This is a genomic window from Ramlibacter sp. (assembly GCA_019635435.1).
Taxonomy (GTDB): domain Bacteria; phylum Pseudomonadota; class Gammaproteobacteria; order Burkholderiales; family Burkholderiaceae_C; genus JAHBZM01.
This window is the reverse complement of record JAHBZM010000001.1, coordinates 3,548,958-3,563,747: the sequence shown is the minus strand read 5'-3', so window position 1 is coordinate 3,563,747 and position 14,790 is coordinate 3,548,958. Positions and strand designations below refer to the sequence as shown.

The 14,790-nt window shown below is 67.3% G+C and carries 14 protein-coding genes; 11 read left to right on the top strand and 3 right to left on the bottom strand.

Features of this window, described 5'->3' with window-relative positions:
* Nucleotides 1-24: 24 nt before the first annotated feature.
* Entirely contained in the window at nucleotides 25-2,022 is a 1,998-nt protein-coding gene (locus KF796_17240; GenBank protein MBX3588381.1) for a TonB-dependent receptor, read from the top strand.
* Between the two features lie 77 nt (nucleotides 2,023-2,099).
* Here KF796_17240 and KF796_17235 read toward each other — a convergent pair whose 3' ends face one another.
* The gene (locus KF796_17235; GenBank protein ID MBX3588380.1) at nucleotides 2,100-2,453 is read right to left on the bottom strand and encodes a hydroxyisourate hydrolase; all 354 of its coding nucleotides are present in this window, start codon (nucleotides 2,451-2,453) and stop codon (nucleotides 2,100-2,102) included.
* A 152-nt stretch (nucleotides 2,454-2,605) separates the two neighbouring features.
* Between KF796_17235 and KF796_17230 the strand changes: the two genes are divergently transcribed.
* The 5 genes from KF796_17230 to KF796_17210 all read left to right on the top strand — a co-directional run bounded on the left by KF796_17230 (nucleotide 2,606) and on the right by KF796_17210 (nucleotide 7,574).
* Nucleotides 2,606-3,553 (top strand): AEC family transporter, encoded by a 948-nt coding sequence (locus tag KF796_17230; GenBank protein ID MBX3588379.1) that lies wholly within the window; start codon nucleotides 2,606-2,608, stop codon nucleotides 3,551-3,553.
* Nucleotides 3,554-3,732: 179 nt separating this feature from the next.
* Nucleotides 3,733-3,990 (top strand): hypothetical protein, encoded by a 258-nt coding sequence (locus KF796_17225; GenBank protein ID MBX3588378.1) that lies wholly within the window; start codon nucleotides 3,733-3,735, stop codon nucleotides 3,988-3,990.
* A gap of 77 nt (nucleotides 3,991-4,067) precedes the next feature.
* On the top strand, nucleotides 4,068-4,922 hold the full coding sequence (locus KF796_17220) for a DUF692 domain-containing protein (protein ID MBX3588377.1): 855 nt from the start codon (nucleotides 4,068-4,070) through the stop codon (nucleotides 4,920-4,922).
* Nucleotides 4,919-5,737, top strand: a complete 819-nt coding sequence (locus KF796_17215) for a putative DNA-binding domain-containing protein (protein MBX3588376.1) — start codon at nucleotides 4,919-4,921, stop codon at nucleotides 5,735-5,737. The genes KF796_17220 and KF796_17215 overlap by 4 nt, the downstream gene beginning before the upstream one ends.
* Nucleotides 5,738-5,870: 133 nt before the next feature.
* Nucleotides 5,871-7,574 (top strand): hypothetical protein, encoded by a 1,704-nt coding sequence (locus KF796_17210; GenBank protein MBX3588375.1) that lies wholly within the window; start codon nucleotides 5,871-5,873, stop codon nucleotides 7,572-7,574.
* A 13-nt stretch (nucleotides 7,575-7,587) separates the two neighbouring features.
* Here KF796_17210 and pdxH read toward each other — a convergent pair whose 3' ends face one another.
* Nucleotides 7,588-8,226, bottom strand: a complete 639-nt coding sequence (pdxH, locus tag KF796_17205; GenBank protein ID MBX3588374.1) for a pyridoxamine 5'-phosphate oxidase — start codon at nucleotides 8,224-8,226, stop codon at nucleotides 7,588-7,590.
* 192 nt (nucleotides 8,227-8,418) lie between these two features.
* On the opposite strand from pdxH, the gene KF796_17200 reads away from it, so the two are divergent.
* The 3 genes from KF796_17200 to KF796_17190 are packed head-to-tail and all read left to right on the top strand — an operon-like array spanning nucleotide 8,419 to nucleotide 11,572.
* Nucleotides 8,419-8,883 (top strand): (2Fe-2S)-binding protein, encoded by a 465-nt coding sequence (locus tag KF796_17200; protein ID MBX3588373.1) that lies wholly within the window; start codon nucleotides 8,419-8,421, stop codon nucleotides 8,881-8,883.
* An 11-nt stretch (nucleotides 8,884-8,894) separates the two neighbouring features.
* On the top strand, nucleotides 8,895-11,039 hold the full coding sequence (locus tag KF796_17195; protein ID MBX3588372.1) for a xanthine dehydrogenase family protein molybdopterin-binding subunit: 2,145 nt from the start codon (nucleotides 8,895-8,897) through the stop codon (nucleotides 11,037-11,039).
* Nucleotides 11,039-11,572 (top strand): NTP transferase domain-containing protein, encoded by a 534-nt coding sequence (locus KF796_17190; protein ID MBX3588371.1) that lies wholly within the window; start codon nucleotides 11,039-11,041, stop codon nucleotides 11,570-11,572. Before KF796_17195 ends, KF796_17190 begins: the two co-directional genes overlap by 1 nt.
* Here KF796_17190 and KF796_17185 read toward each other — a convergent pair.
* Entirely contained in the window at nucleotides 11,561-12,109 is a 549-nt protein-coding gene (locus tag KF796_17185; GenBank protein MBX3588370.1) for a gamma-glutamylcyclotransferase, read from the bottom strand. The two genes, KF796_17190 and KF796_17185, sit on opposite strands and share 12 nt — an antisense overlap.
* A gap of 181 nt (nucleotides 12,110-12,290) precedes the next feature.
* On the opposite strand from KF796_17185, the gene edd reads away from it, so the two are divergent.
* Nucleotides 12,291-14,108, top strand: a complete 1,818-nt coding sequence (gene edd, locus KF796_17180; GenBank protein ID MBX3588369.1) for a phosphogluconate dehydratase — start codon at nucleotides 12,291-12,293, stop codon at nucleotides 14,106-14,108.
* Nucleotides 14,099-14,740 carry a bifunctional 4-hydroxy-2-oxoglutarate aldolase/2-dehydro-3-deoxy-phosphogluconate aldolase gene (gene eda, locus KF796_17175; protein MBX3588368.1) on the top strand — a complete coding sequence of 214 codons (642 nt, stop codon included), beginning with the start codon at nucleotides 14,099-14,101 and terminating at the stop codon, nucleotides 14,738-14,740. Before edd ends, eda begins: the two co-directional genes overlap by 10 nt.
* The last annotated feature ends 50 nt before the right edge of the window (nucleotides 14,741-14,790 follow it).

Sequence of the window (14,790 nt, the reverse complement as noted above, 5' to 3'; positions counted from 1 at the left end):
TTTTCCTTTTTCAACGAACGCACCATGAAATCCATTTTTCGCTGCAGCGCCGTGGGCGCTGCCATCTTCTCGCTGGGCCACGCGCTGGCCCAGACCCCCGCACCCGCATCCAGCCTCAAGGAGGTCACCGTGACCGGCAATCCGCTGGGTGCGACCGACCTGATCGCGCCCGCGGCCAGCTATTCGGGCACCGGCTTGCTGCTGCGCCAGGGCACCACCCTGGGCGACACGCTGGACGGCACGCCCGGCGTGAGCAGCACCTACTTTGGCCCCAACGCCAACCGGCCCGTGATCCGCGGGCTGGACGGCGACCGCATCCGCATCCTGGCCAATGGCGGCGCCAGCGTGGACGCCTCGGGCCTGAGCTATGACCACGCCGTGCCCATGGACCCGATCAGCATCGAGCGCATCGAGGTGCTGCGCGGCCCGGGGGCGCTGCTGTATGGCGGCAGCGCCGTGGGCGGCGTGGTCAATGTGATCGACAACCGCATTCCGCGCGAGCCCCTTGGGGGTGTGGTGGGCAAGGTGGACCTGGGCCTGTCCAGCGGCAACGCGGGCCAGGGCGCGGGGGTGCTGGTGGAAGGCGGCAACGACCGCATCGGGCTGCATGCCGACGTGTTCAACCGCCGCACCGGTGATGTCCGGGTGCCGGTGGCGCTGGCCTGCACCAGGGGCGGGGGAGCGTCGTTTTCAAGGCGCATCTGCAATTCAGACAGTGATGTGCGTGGCGGCGCGGTGGGTGGGTCGGTGTTCTTTGACCACGGCTACCTGGGCGCCTCGGCCAGCACGTATCGCAATGACTACGGCACGGTGGCCGAGGACGATGTGACCATTGGCATGCGGTCGCAGCGCTACGCGCTGGAAGGCGAGCTGCGCAACCTGGGCGGCTGGCTCGCGTCCCTCAAGGCGCAGGCCGGCCACACCGATTACCGCCACACCGAATTCGAGGCTGGCGCGCCGGGCACGGTGTTCAGCAACAACGGCAATGACTTTCGCCTCGAGGCGCGGCACGCGAAGTGGGGCGCGCTGGAGGGGGTGTGGGGAGTGCAGGGCGAGAACACGCGCTTTGCCGCGGTGGGCGAGGAGGCATTCGCTCCCTTCAGCCGCACGCGGCAAAGTGCGGTGTTCGTGCACGAAGAGCTCGGCACGGGCTGGGGCCGCCTGAGTTTCGGGGCGCGCTCGGAACGGGTTCGCGTGGCCTCGCTGGGCAATCCGGACGTGGCGCGGTTTGCCCCGGCAAGCTTGGGCTTCAACCCCTCAAGCCTGGCGCTCGGCGCCTTGTGGCGGCTGGCACCGGCCTGGCAGGTCACGGCCAACCTTGCGCGCAGTGAACGCGCGCCCAAAGACTATGAACTGTTCGCCGACGGCCCCCATGTGGCCACGGGCGCCTGGGAGCGGGGCGACGCCACGCTGGCCAAGGAGCGCTCCCGCAACGTCGACCTGGGCCTGCAGTGGAAGCACGGCCCTCACCAGGCCAGGCTCAACGTCTACAGCACGCGCTTCGCCAACTACATCGGCCTGGAGGCCACCGGCGCCACCGAGGATGGACTGCCCGTGTTTGCCTACCGCCAGATGCCGGCGCGTTTCACCGGGCTGGAGGCCAGCGGCACGCTGCGGCTGCTCGAGGGGGGCTCAACGCTGGACCTTGAATGGCGGGCCGACCGGGTTCGCGCCACCAACCTCGCCACGGGCCAGCCCCTGCCGCGCGTGGCACCGGCGCGCGTCGGCGGCACGCTGGTCTGGGCGCGCGGCGACTGGGGCGCGCGCCTGGGCCTGGACCATGTGGCGGGGCAAAGCCGGGTGCCGGTGGGTGAGCTGGCCACCGGGGCCTACACGCTGTGGAACGCGGCGCTGACCTGGCGCACCAAGGCCGGGCCGTCCCACCTGCTGTGGTACGCCCGGCTGGACAACGCGGGCGACCGGCTGGCCTACAGCGCCACCTCCATCCTCACGCAGACGGCGCCCGGCAAATCGCCGCTGCCAGGGCGCAGTTTCAAACTGGGACTGCAGGCGACCTTCTAGCCCCCAACGCTCCCCCGCTTCGCGTGGGTCGCTGCCCCCCCGAGGGGGCCTTCGCGCCTTGGGGCGGCCCGGCGGCGCTAGGCACCGCGGAAGCACGACAGCCCCCAGGGCGTGAGCTTGACCGGCAGGTGGTAGTGCTGCGACACGTCAGACAGGCCGAAGCGGAAGACCTGGACCTCCATGAAGGCGGGCTGCGGCAGCGGCGTCTTGAGCGCACGGTAGTAGTCGCCTACATGCAGGCGCAGCTCATACACCCCCACGTCGAACAGGGTGTGGTGCCCGTTCAGGCCGTCCACCACGCCGTTGTTGCCCACGGTGCCGGTGACCACATGGGCCGCGGCGTTGGCCTCGAGGCGGAACACCTCGACCTTCATGCCCCGGGCCACCCGGCCATGGGCAATGTCGACGACGTGAATGGATACGGCTTGCATGGGACGGGTCTCCTCGGGTGGGGGATGGTCAGGGGCTGGTGCGCTGAAGCGGATGGTAAACGCCCCGCCGCGGGCCGGGAGCAGGCGGGCCGTTATATCCCCGGGCGTATCCTTGGGCGTATTCCCGGCCACTCCCCCTTGCGGACCCTGTCTTGAATCATCCCGTCGTTTCCGCGCTGTTTCCCGTGGTTCTGCTGATCGCCATCGGGGTGCTGGCGGGCCGCCTGCGCTGGGTCAGCGCGACGGCGGTCAAGGACCTGTCCAACCTGGTGTTCATGGTGCTGGCGCCGGCGCTGCTGTTTCGCACCATGGCCACGGCCCACGGTGGCCAGCTGGAGATCCGGCCGCTGGCCGTGTACTTTGGCGTGGCGCTGGCGGTGTATTTCGCGATGCTGGCCTGGCTGGGTTTCACGCGGCGCTCGGCGGTGCTGGCGCTGGCCTCGATGTTCAGCAACACGGTGATGATCGGGGTCCCGCTGGTCGGCCTGGCCTATGGTGAGCGCGGGCTGTTCACGCTGTTCACCCTGGTCTCGGTGCATGCGCTGGTGCTGCTCACGGTCGCCACGCTGGTGCTGGAGTTCGCGGTGGCGCGGGAGCGGGGCGCGCAGGGGCAGGCGTCGCCGCGGCACATCGGTGTCACCGTCTTTCTTGCGGTGCGCAATGCGGTGATCCACCCCGTCCCGCTGCCCATCCTCGCGGGACTGGCCTTTGCACAGACTGGCTGGGGCATCCCCGTGATGATCGACAAACCCCTGCAACTGCTGGGGCAGGCCTTTGGCCCGATCGCGCTGGTGATGGTGGGGGTGACCCTGGCCGCCAATCCGGTGGGAACGCACCTGCGCGAGGCGCTGGTCATCTCGCTGGCCAAGAACCTGCTGCACCCCGCGTTGATGGCAGCGGCCGGCTGGGCGCTGGGCCTGCAGGGTGTCACGCTCGCGGTGATGGTGATCGCGGCCTCGCTGCCCGTTGGCGCCAACGTGTTCCTGTTCTCCCAGCGCTACGAGGTGGCGCGCGAGGCGGTGACGGCCACCGTGGCGGTGTCCACCGCGCTGGCGCTGCTGTCGGTGTCGGCCGTGATGCTGCTTTTGGGCTTGCGTTGACTGCGGGTAAACCCGCCACGTTTTCGGCGGCGATGCAATTTGTGACGAAGACGGCGTGTAAGAACATCGTTCTTGAATCCGACACCAGAACTGCCGCGTAAAAGTGGCAGCAGGGGACAGGGGCAGATGCCCGGACCACTGCTTCTCTTTAACCGTTCGTCAATTCAATGGAGCGCAACATGAATGCAAAACTCATCAAGGGCATGACCCTCGCCACCGCCGCCGCCGGCCTGTTCGCCATGAGCGCCGGTGTGACCACCGTCGCCGCCCAGGATGCCAAGATCGCCTGCGCCGGTGCCAACGCCTGCAAGGGCCACAGCGACTGCAAGACGGCCAAGAGCTCTTGCAAGGGCCAGAACGCCTGCAAGGGCCAGGGCATGTCGCTCATGACCAAGGCCGAGTGCGACAAGGCCACGATGGAAATGAAGAAGAAGTAAGCTCACGCCGCGTCGCGCACTGCTGTTGCCGGCCCTGGCGGCGGCAGTGCGGTTTCTTTATGACTCACGGGTTTTCAATGACGGCTTCATCTGGCCAGCCCCACGGCCAGGCACTGGGTTTTGGCCTGGGCCTGCGGACCGTGCACTACGACGAGATCCTGAGCGGCAACCCGCCGGTGGACTGGTTTGAGGCCGTCACTGAAAACTACCTGGTCCCGGGCGGCAAGCCGCTGCGCATGCTCGAGCGCATCCGTGAGCGCTACCCCGTGGTGCTGCATGGCGTGTCCATGTCGATCGGCGGCACCGATCCGCTGGACATGGACTACCTGCGCCAGCACAAGGCCCTCACGCAGCGCATCGAGCCCGCCTGGGTCTCCGACCACCTGTGCTGGACCGGCGTGGCCGGCAAGAACCTGCACGACTTGATGCCCCTGCCCTACACCGCCGAAGCCGTGCGCCATGTGGCGCACCGTGTGGCGCGGGTGCAGGACTTTCTGGGCCGGCGCATCCTGCTGGAAAACGTGTCGAGCTACATGACCTATGCGTCGTCCGAAATGGACGAGTGGGAGTTCCTGGCGGCCATTGCTACCGAGGCGGACTGCGAGATCCTGCTGGACATCAACAACATCTACGTCAGTGCCTTCAACCATGGCTTTGATGCGGCGACTTATCTGGAACGCATTCCCGCGCACCGGGTGCGGCAGTTCCATCTGGCCGGGCACGACAATTGCGGGGACGTCATCATCGACACCCACGATGCCCCGGTGATCCGCGAGGTGTGGGACCTGTACGCCGCCGCCGTGCGCCGCTTTGGTCCGGTGGCCACGATGATCGAGCGCGACGCCAACATCCCGCCGCTGGCCGAACTGGTCACCGAGCTCGATGAGGCCCGCCGCATCGGCGCCGCCAACCTGCTGCGGGCGGCCGCATGACGGCGAGCAGCCTGCAGACCCTGCAGCGCGACATCCTGCGCCATGTCTATGAGCCTGCGGCGCCACGTGCGACCCGCTGGCGGCGCCATGTGCTGGATGCTGGCAAGCTGGATGCAGTGCGGCGCCTCTCGATTTATGCCGACGGCTACCGGCTGCGCCTGATCGAGGCGCTGGAGACCGACTACGCCGCCGTCAAGGCCGCTGCGGGGCACAAGCGCTTTGAGCAGTTGGCGCGCGGCTTCATTGCAGCCCATCCGTCGCGCCACCCCAACCTGCGCTGGTATGGCGCCGGCTTTGCCGCTTTCTTGCGCAAGGCCCTGCCGCGCCGCCCGGTGCTGGCCGAGTTGGCCGAATTTGAATGGGCCATCGGCCTGGCATTTGACGCCGCCGACGCACCGGTGGTCACCATGGAAGACCTTGCCCGCGTCTCGCCCGGGCTCTGGCCGATGTTGTCGTTCACCCTGCATCCGGCCGTGCAGCGACTGACATTGGAGACCAATGCCCCCGCGATCTGGGCGGCCGTGGACCAGGGCCGCACCCTGCGCGCCCGCCGCGCGGGGACTGCCCGCACCTGGGCGGTGTGGCGGCGCGAGCTCATGCCGCGCTACCGCATGCTGCCCGCCGATGAAGCCTGGGCGCTGGCCGCCGTGGCGCGGGGTCGCAACTTTGCGCAACTGTGCGCCGGCTTGTGCCGCTGGGTGCCCGAAGAACAGGCCCCGATGCGCGCCGCCAGCCTGCTCAAGACCTGGGTGGTCGAGGGCATGGTCCGTGCCGCGTCTGCGTTGCCGACGGCGTCAACCCCCAAAGTGATCTGATGGGTCTGGTTTCGGCATAATCCCCGGCGGCTCTCGGATCTTCTACCGATGCAACTTCGGCAAGCGTCGGCGCGTCACCTGGGCGGCTTCCATTTCTTTCAATGTTTCCAACACTTGGTAGCAAGGTGTGTAGATGCCAAATTTCATTCAGGCTGTGAATGCCATCAAGATGGCTGGACGCATGTGCCCTTCAGGCAGCTTTTCCGTTGTGCGTCGAGCTTTCCAGGCTGCACATCTTGTGTTGCTCGGGATAATTCTTGCCGCTTGTGGTGGCGGTGAGGGCGCAATGCCGTCACAAGCCCGGCAGGGCGAAAGCCGCGAAGCCATTCAGGCCGCGCCAGTGATGGACATTGCGACCGGATTCACGGGCAACGGTTGGTACTGGAATCCCGATGAAGGCGGCACGGGCTTCTTCATTGAGGCGCAGGGCAAGTCTGCATACCTGGGTGTCTATGTGTATGACGATGTCGGTCGTCCCACCTGGGTGGCGGCGTTGGGTGAGATGCAGTCCGACAGCGCGGGGTACTTTTTTTCGGGGACCCTCAAGCGCTATACGGGTGGGCAGGCGGCGAAGTCACTGGTGAACTCGGCGCCAGTGTCGACAGATGTGGGAACCGTGACCATTGCCTTCCGCGGCGATGGCATTCAGTCCAAGGCCACGATGCAACTCCCGGGTGGACGGACCATGGTGGCGCAGCGCTTTTCGTTTGACGCCGCGGGACCACAAACCTACGGCGTTGTTGGCCGCCCAGAGACGGGCTGGTATTGGGACCCTGCCAGTGCGGGCCAGGGATGGGGGATGGAAGTTCAGGGCAACACGCTGTTCATGGTCATGTACCACTATCGCGCAGATGGAGCCCCCACCTGGAATATTGTGCAGGGCAGTGTCATCACCGGGACGGTGGCTGCGACTTTTGACGCCTACGTCGGAGGGCAGACACTCACCGGCTCCCATAGGACGGCCTTTCCGGCACTGACCGAGGCGGCCTATACCGTGGGGCTGGCGACTTGCAGCCCCCGGGTGGCCTATGCCAGCCAGCCGGCGCGTGCGTTGCAAAGGTTCAGTTTTGGCCGCATCCCGACCGGCGCCGAATGCCGATCGACGTACGAGGCCTCGCTGACTTCGCCAGAAGAAGGATCGGTCGCCGCAATGCCGTTCGATGCCACCAATCTGGAAGGGTACTGGTCCAAAGGGGCCGAGTTTGGCGTCGTCGATTCTGATGGGCGGTTCTATGCTCAGACCACCTCGCTATGGAACATCTCCGGCAGGGGATTGACCTCGGTCACCACATGGACGCGCGGCCAGGGATACACGCTCGGGGGGACTGTCTGGTGGGGAACTCAGGGCGACGGCGCCACGTGGTCTCCCGCTTTCTCGGACGTCATGTATGGTGGCTCTGGAGGGGGTGACTACCTGGCGCGTAAGAGATTGGCGAGCCTTTACTTCAGCTTCAGCTACGCCAATGCCAACGCCCGTGCTGCAGATGTTGCGTCATTGCAAGGCCGATGGTCGGCAGACGACATTACGCTGAACGTGTCATGGGACGGGGGAGTGACCGGGCAGACGACTGGCGACGTGCGAGGCTACTGCAGCATCACCGGGAAGCTGACGCAAACCACGCCGGGCAGTCGCAAGAACCTGTTTGTGATTGAACTGGTGTCGTCCAATGCGGCGGTGGGCACGCAAAAGGCCTGCACCCTGGAATCTGCTTCGCGCGGCATGGGCGCAGTTGACCGCGTGATCCTGCCTGACTCAACCAACATCAAAATGGACAGATTCCGGTTTCACGCGATGTCCGCCAAGGCCGCTTGGACGGTTGACGTCATTCGGCAGTAGCATTCGCCACTTCTTAAGGCGCCAGCCGCTCGCGCAGCCAGCCACCCTCGCCCTGAAGCGTGTAGCGCAGCCGGTCGTGCAGCCGGCTCTTGCGGCCCTGCCAGAACTGCCAGGTGTCCGGCACCAGGCGGTAGCCGCCCCAGTGTGGCGGGCGCGGCGGGTTGAGCAGAAACTGCGCGCTGTACTTTGCGGCGTTGGTCACCAGCACGGTGCGGCTCGCAATGACCTGGCTTTGCGGGCTGGCCCAGGCGCCGATGCGCGAGTCCAGCGGCCGGCTTGAGAAATAGGCATCGCTTTCTTCAGCGCTGACTTTTTCCACCCGGCCTTCAATGCGCACCGTGCGTTCCAGTTCCACCCAATGGAACTGCAGCGCGGCAAACGGGTTGCCGGCCAGTTCCTGGCCCTTGCGGCTGTCGTAATTGGTGTACCAGACGATGCCGCGCTCGTCATAACCCTTGATCAGGATCACGCGGGTGCTGGGCCGCAGGTTGCTGGCCACCGTGGCCAGCGTCATGGCGTTGGGTTCGGGCACCTGCGCGGCGATGGCTTCGGTCAGCCACTGGCCAAACTGGTTCAGGGGCTCGGCGTGGGAGGCTTCTTCGTTGAGTTCAGCGCGCTCGTAGCTCTTGCGCAGGTCGGCGATGGAGGTCATGGCGCGAGTATAGGCAGCGCGACCGCCTACCGCGATCGACGCGTCCTGACTGTCTCGTTTTGCAACTTTATGTCACGTGCTAGGGCTTACCCGCATGCCACTCCCGAGGGGCTTGGCCTAACGTCCTGAGCGGAAAGTCAACAGGGCTGCGTGCTTCACGCCATGGCGCAGCCCCACACCAGGAGACCCACGATGAGCGTCAACTTCCAAGTCAATGGCAAGGCGGTCAGCGCCAATGCCGAACCCGACACCCCGCTGTTGTGGGTGATCCGCGACGAGCTGGGCATGACCGGCACCAAGTTCGGCTGTGGCATGGCGCTGTGCGGCGCCTGCACCGTGCATCTGGACGGCCAGCCCGTGCGCTCCTGCCAGACGCCGCTGTCCTCGGTGGCCGGCAAGAAGGTGGCCACCATCGAGAGCCTGGGTGTGGACAACCAGCACCCCCTGCAGAAGGCCTGGATCAAGCACGATGTGCCGCAGTGCGGCTACTGCCAGTCGGGCCAGCTCATGAGTGCGGCCGCGCTGCTCAGCGCCAACCGCAACCCGAGCGATGCCGACATCGATGCGGCCATGAGCGGCAACATCTGCCGCTGCGGCACCTACCCCCGGATCAAGGCCGCCATCAAGGATGCGGCCACCATGATGCGCAAGGCCTGAGGAGAACCACCATGACCATCGCTACTTCATCGCGCCGCGATTTCCTCAAGACCTCGGCCATTGCCTCGGGCGGGCTGTTGCTGGGCGTGGCCCTGCCCGGCCTGCGCAGCACGGCCGACGCCGCCGGCACGCTCTACACGCCCAATGCCTGGGTCCACATTGCCGACGACAACACCATCACGCTGATCTCCGCGCGCTCGGAAATGGGGCAGGGGGTCTACACCTCCATGCCCATGCTGATTGCCGAAGAACTCAACGTGGACATCCGCCAGGTCAAGGTGGCCTTTGCGCCGCCGGATGCCAAGCTGTATGGCAACGCGCTGCTGGGCGGGCCGCAGCTGACGGGCGGTTCGACCTCGGTGCGCGACGGCTGGGAGAAGCTGCGCGTGGCTGGCGCGCAGGTGCGCGAGATGCTGATCACCGCGGGCGCCACGACCTGGGACGTGGACCGCGACCTCGTGTCGGCAAAAAACGGCATGGTGATTGGCCCCAAGGGCCTGAAAGCCACCTATGGCGACATGGCGCAAGCGGCGTCGCGCATGCCGGTGCCGGAGAAGCCGCCGCTCAAGGACCCCAAGGACTTCCGCATCGTGGGCAAGCGCACGCCGCGCCTGGACACGCCGGCCAAGACCAATGGCACGGCCGAGTTCGGCATTGATGTCAAGCTGCCCGGCATGGTCTATGCCGCGCTGGAGCAGTGCCCGGTGATTGGCGGCACGGTCAAGAGCTTTGATGCCACCAGGGCCAGGGCCATGCCCGGTGTGATCGACGTGGTGCAGATTCCGGATGGCGTGGCCGTGGTGGCCGACAGCTGGTGGCGCGCCAACAAGGCGCGCCGTGAACTGGCCATCGTCTGGGACGAGGGCGCCGGAGCCAGTCTGAGCAACGCCAGCATGCTGGCGGGCACGCGCGCGGCCAGCACCACCGGCACGCCGCTGCCGCTGAAGGCCGTTGGCGATGCCGACGCGGTGATCGCCAAGGCCGACAAGGTGGTCCGTGCCGAGTACGTGAGCCAGCTGCTGAGCCACTCGCCGCTGGAGCCCATGAACTTCACGGCCTGGTATGACAAGGGCAAGGTGCAGCTCATTGGCCCGACCCAGTGGCAGGACGCGGCCCAGGGCACGGTGGCCAAGGTGCTGGGCGTGAAACCCGAGGATGTGTCGTTGCGCACCACCTTCCTTGGGGGCGGCTTTGGCCGGCGCATTGACATCGACTTCATCATCCAGGCGGCCCAGATTTCCAGGGCGGTGAACAAGCCGGTCAAGCTGGTGTGGTCGCGTGAAGACGACATGACGCATGACTTCTACCGTCCCCAGGGCGTCAATACGCTGGCGGCGGCCATCGGGCCCGACGGCAAGCCCACGGCCATGACCTTCCGCCTGACGTCGCAGTCCATCACGGGCCGCGTGTTCGGCCTGCCCGCGCCGGTGCAGGACCCCTTGATGATCGAGGCGGCCGTGGCGGGCTACGACATCCCGGCCACCCGGCATGACATCGTCAAGCACGATGCCGGCCTGCGCGTGGGCTACTGGCGTTCGGTCAGCCACATCATCAATGCCTTTGCCAACGAGAGCTTCATTGACGAGCTCGCCAAAAGCGCCGGCAAGGACCCGTATGAGTACCGGCTGTCGCTGCTGGGCAAGCAGCCGCGCTATGCGAATGTGCTCAGGCTGGCGGCCGAAAAGTCAGGCTGGGGCAAACCGTTGCCAGCGGGGCGCGCACGGGGCATTGCGCTGATGGAAGGCTATGACACCTACATGGCCCAGGTGGCCGAGGTCAGCCTGAACAGTGATGGCTCGGTCAAGGTGCACCGCGTGACCGTGGCCGCCGACCTGGGCCACATGGTCAACCCCGACACGGTGGAGGCGCAGATCCAGTCCAGCGTGGTGTTCGGCATGGGCGCCGCGCTGATGCAGGAAATCACGCTGGAAAAAGGCCGCGTGCAGCAGACCAACTTCCACCAGTTCCTGCTGGTGCGCATGAACGAGGCGCCGCAGATTGACATCACGCTGGTCAACAGCACCGAGAAGCCCGGCGGCATTGGCGAGCCGGCCACGGCGGTCGTGGTGCCAGCCATTGCCAATGCGGTGGCGGCGCTCACCGGCAAGCGGGTGCGCCAGCTGCCGATCACCGCCGAAGCGCTCAAGACGGCCTGATGCCGCAACCGGTGGTGCTGGTCCTGGCCTCGGGGCGCGGCGAGCGTTTCCGGGCCTCGGGCGGTACCACCCACAAGCTGCAGGCCCTGCTGGCGGGCAAGCCGGTGTTGCAGCACACACTGGACGCCGTGCGCGCCAGTGGCCTGCCCTGGCATCTTGAGGACGCGGGCCATCCCGGCATGGGCGACAGCATTGCGGCGGCCGTGCGGGCCACGGCGGGCGCGCCGGGCTGGCTGGTGCTGCCCGGGGACCTGCCGCTGGTCCAGCCCGGTACGCTGCGCGCCGTGGCGGCGGCGCTGGCCACCCATGACGCGGTGGTGCCCGTGCATGAAGGGACACGGGGGCACCCGGTCGGCTTTGCCCAGCCCTGCCTCGCGCAACTGCTGGCTTTGCACGGAGATCGGGGCGCAGTCCAGGTCCTGCGGGCACATCGTGCTATTGAATTGATAGTAGATGACCTGGGGGCGGTGACCGACGTGGACACCGTGCAGGGGCTGGCGCTGGCGGCGCAGCGCCTGGCGTCAGCCCGGTAGCAGCCTGAGCAGGCGCTCCAGCGCCTTGTCGTGGATGTTGTGGCGGCGCAGTTCCTCGTGCGTGAGCCGCGCGTAGTCGCGCGTGGTGCCGTAGCGGCCGCAGGCGTCCGCGAAAATCTGCCGGTACTGCGCTTCGGTCAGCACACCCGTGTGGTTGGGGCTGCGGCGCGACAGCGTGAACGCCAGCGCCGTGACCGGTCCGTGCGGGGTGTGGCAGGTGAGCCAGCGCGGGTCGTACACCGCCGTGATCATTTCGCGCTGCCAGAGCTTGTCCAGCGCGTCGCGCGCCTGCGCCTGGGGCACACGGAACACCATGCCCTTGCAGGTGCCGCCCGACAGCATGCCAAACACCAGGCCGGGGCACTCGGGCGTGCCGCGGTTGATGCGGCTCCACATCTTGAGCGCGCGGTGCCAGCCATGGACCCGGGCCGCACGCCGCTCGGCGTACTCAAAGTCGGGCTTCCAGATCAGCGAGCCATAGCCAAACACCCACAGGTCCGAATGACCACCCCATTCGCGCAACACCTGCGCCAGCATGGGGGCCGGGTCGCGCAGGGGTTTCAGTGCATCGCTCATGAACCGCGACTTTAGCGCTGCCACCGCAACTTTTCAGGGAGTGGGATTTGGCGGCATTTCGTAACCGCTTGGTAACCCCGATCCACCCTCGGCGGGCCCATCGGGAGTACGATGGTGGCCGTAATTTAGTTACTTGTCCGAGATGAAACTCCACCCTTCCGTGACCAACGTGACGCGCCGCGTCCGTGAGCGCAGCGCAGCCTCCCGCACCGCCTACCTGCACCGGCTGGACGAGGCCGCGGGCCGCGACCGGGGCGCCGACCGCATGGGTTGCGCCAACGTGGCCCACGCCTTTGCCGGCCTGCCGGCCAGCGACAAGTTCAAGGTGGTGGCGGAAAAAGCGCCCAACATCGCCATCGTCAATGCCTACAACGACATGCTGTCGGCCCATGTTCCGCTGGCCCGCTTCCCTGATCTGGTCAAGGATGAGGCGCGCAAGCACGGCGCCACCGCCCAGGTGGCCGGCGGGGTGCCCGCGATGTGCGACGGCGTGACCCAGGGCACGCCCGGCATGGAGCTCAGCCTGTTCAGCCGCGACGTGATTGCCATGGCCACCGCCGTGAGCCTGAGTCACGACATGTTTGACGCCGCGCTGATGCTGGGCGTGTGCGACAAGATCGTGCCGGGCCTGTTGATTGGCGCCCTGCACTTTGGCCACCTGCCCACGGTTTTCGTGCCCGCCGGCCCCATGCCCAGCGGGCTGAGCAACAGCGCCAAGGCCAAGGTGCGCGAACAGGCCGCCCAGGGCCTGGTGGGGCGGGCCGAGCTGCTGCAGGCCGAGTCGGCGGCCTACCATGCGCCCGGCACCTGCACCTTTTACGGCACGGCCAACAGCAACCAGATGCTGCTGGAGGCCATGGGCCTGCACGTGCCCGGCACGGCCTTTGTCAACCCGGGGGGAGACCTGCGTGACGAGCTCACCCGGGAAGCCGCGCGCGCGGTGCTGGCCATCACCCGGCGCGCCCGCTTTGCGCCGATTGGCCGGATCGTGGACGAGCGCGCCATCGTCAATGCCATGGTCGCGCTGCTGGCCACCGGCGGGTCGACCAATCACCTCATCCACTGGGTGGCCGTGGCACGCAGCGCGGGCATTTCGATTGACTGGGACGACTTTGCCGAGCTGTCGGCCGCGGTGCCGCTGCTGTCGCGCGTGTACCCCAATGGCAGCGCCGATGTGAACCAGTTCCAGGCGGCGGGCGGCACGGGCTACGTCATCCGCGAGCTGCTCGACGCGGGCTTCCTGCATGAAGATGTCCTCACGGTGCGCGAAGCCGGCCTGCGCGACTACACCCGGGAGCCGCGTCTGGTTGACGGCGCGCTCCAGTGGGCCGACGGCGGCCCGTCGAAGGACGAGGGGATTGTGCGGCCCGCGTCGGCGCCTTTCAGCCCCACGGGCGGCCTGAAGCTGCTGACGGGCAACCTGGGGCGCAGCGTGATCAAGGTCTCGGCCGTGCCGGACGACCGCCACGTGGTGGAGGCACCGGCCTGCGTCTTTGATTCTCAGGAAGCGATGCTGGCGGCGTTCAATGCCGGTGAACTGGAGCGCGACGTGGTGTGCGTGGTGCGCTGGCAGGGCCCGCAGGCCAATGGCATGCCCGAACTGCACAAGCTCACGCCCCCTCTGGCGGTGCTGCAGGGCAAGGGCTTCAAGGTGGCGCTGGTGACCGATGGGCGCATGAGCGGCGCCTCGGGAAAAGTGCCCGCCGCCATCCATGTCTCGCCCGAAGCCGCGGCTGGCGGCCCGCTGGCCAAGGTGCATGACGGCGACATCCTGCGCCTGGATGCGCAGGCTGGCACGCTGCAGGCGCTGGTGCCGGCGGACGAGTGGGCCGAGCGGGCCACTACCGCCATGCCGCAGGCCCAGCGCAGCGCCAACGGCCTGGGGCTGGGCCGCGAGCTGTTCGCCAGTGCACGCCGCAACGCGGTCACCGCCGAGGAAGGGGCCTGTTCATGGCTGTGAACCTGACCGCGCTGCAGGTGATGCAGGACGCACCGGTGATTCCCGTGATCGTGCTGCAGGACGTGGCGCACGCCGCGCCGCTGGCGCGTGCGCTGGTGGCTGGGGGCATCCGCATGCTGGAGGTGACCCTGCGCACGCCCGTGGCGCTGGCCTGCATCGAAGCCATCGCGCGCGATGTGCCAGAAGCCGTGGTCGGTGCCGGCACGGTGCGCAGCGCCGCGGATGCGCAGGCGGCCGCGCTGGCGGGCGCCCGATTTGCCGTGAGCCCCGGCTACACCCCTGCCGTGGGCCGGGCTTGCCACGATCTGGGTCTGCCCTTGCTGCCGGGCGTGGCGACGGGCAGCGAGATCATGATGGCGCAGGAAGACGGCTACACCGAACTCAAGTTTTTCCCTGCGCTGCAGGCTGGGGGGCTTGCCATGCTCAAGGCCTGGCAAGGGCCGTTTGGCGACGTGAGGTTCTGTCCCACGGGCGGCATCAGCCCGGCCAATGCGCCCGATTTTCTTGCGCTGGCCAACGTGGCCTGTGTCGGTGGTTCGTGGTTGACCCCGGCGGACGCCGTGGCCCGGGGCGACTGGGCGCGTCTTGCCGAACTGGCGCGCGAAGCGGTTGGTCTGGCCAAAACGCGGTGAGGCCCTTCTAGAATAAGGGCCATGCGCTACCAAAAAAATAGCAAACCTTA

Coding starts and splice junctions, on each gene's coding strand:
- KF796_17240 (MBX3588381.1), top strand. CDS start 25: ATGAAATCCATTTTTCGCTGCAGCGCCGTGGGCGCTGCCATCTTCTCG.
- KF796_17235 (MBX3588380.1), bottom strand. CDS start 2,453: ATGCAAGCCGTATCCATTCACGTCGTCGACATTGCCCATGGCCGGGTG.
- KF796_17225 (MBX3588378.1), top strand. CDS start 3,733: ATGAATGCAAAACTCATCAAGGGCATGACCCTCGCCACCGCCGCCGCC.
- KF796_17220 (MBX3588377.1), top strand. CDS start 4,068: ATGACGGCTTCATCTGGCCAGCCCCACGGCCAGGCACTGGGTTTTGGC.
- KF796_17215 (MBX3588376.1), top strand. CDS start 4,919: ATGACGGCGAGCAGCCTGCAGACCCTGCAGCGCGACATCCTGCGCCAT.
- KF796_17210 (MBX3588375.1), top strand. CDS start 5,871: ATGCCAAATTTCATTCAGGCTGTGAATGCCATCAAGATGGCTGGACGC.
- pdxH (MBX3588374.1), bottom strand. CDS start 8,226: ATGACCTCCATCGCCGACCTGCGCAAGAGCTACGAGCGCGCTGAACTC.
- KF796_17200 (MBX3588373.1), top strand. CDS start 8,419: ATGAGCGTCAACTTCCAAGTCAATGGCAAGGCGGTCAGCGCCAATGCC.
- KF796_17195 (MBX3588372.1), top strand. CDS start 8,895: ATGACCATCGCTACTTCATCGCGCCGCGATTTCCTCAAGACCTCGGCC.
- KF796_17190 (MBX3588371.1), top strand. CDS start 11,039: ATGCCGCAACCGGTGGTGCTGGTCCTGGCCTCGGGGCGCGGCGAGCGT.
- KF796_17185 (MBX3588370.1), bottom strand. CDS start 12,109: ATGCTGGCGCAGGTGTTGCGCGAATGGGGTGGTCATTCGGACCTGTGG.
- edd (MBX3588369.1), top strand. CDS start 12,291: ATGAAACTCCACCCTTCCGTGACCAACGTGACGCGCCGCGTCCGTGAG.
- eda (MBX3588368.1), top strand. CDS start 14,099: ATGGCTGTGAACCTGACCGCGCTGCAGGTGATGCAGGACGCACCGGTG.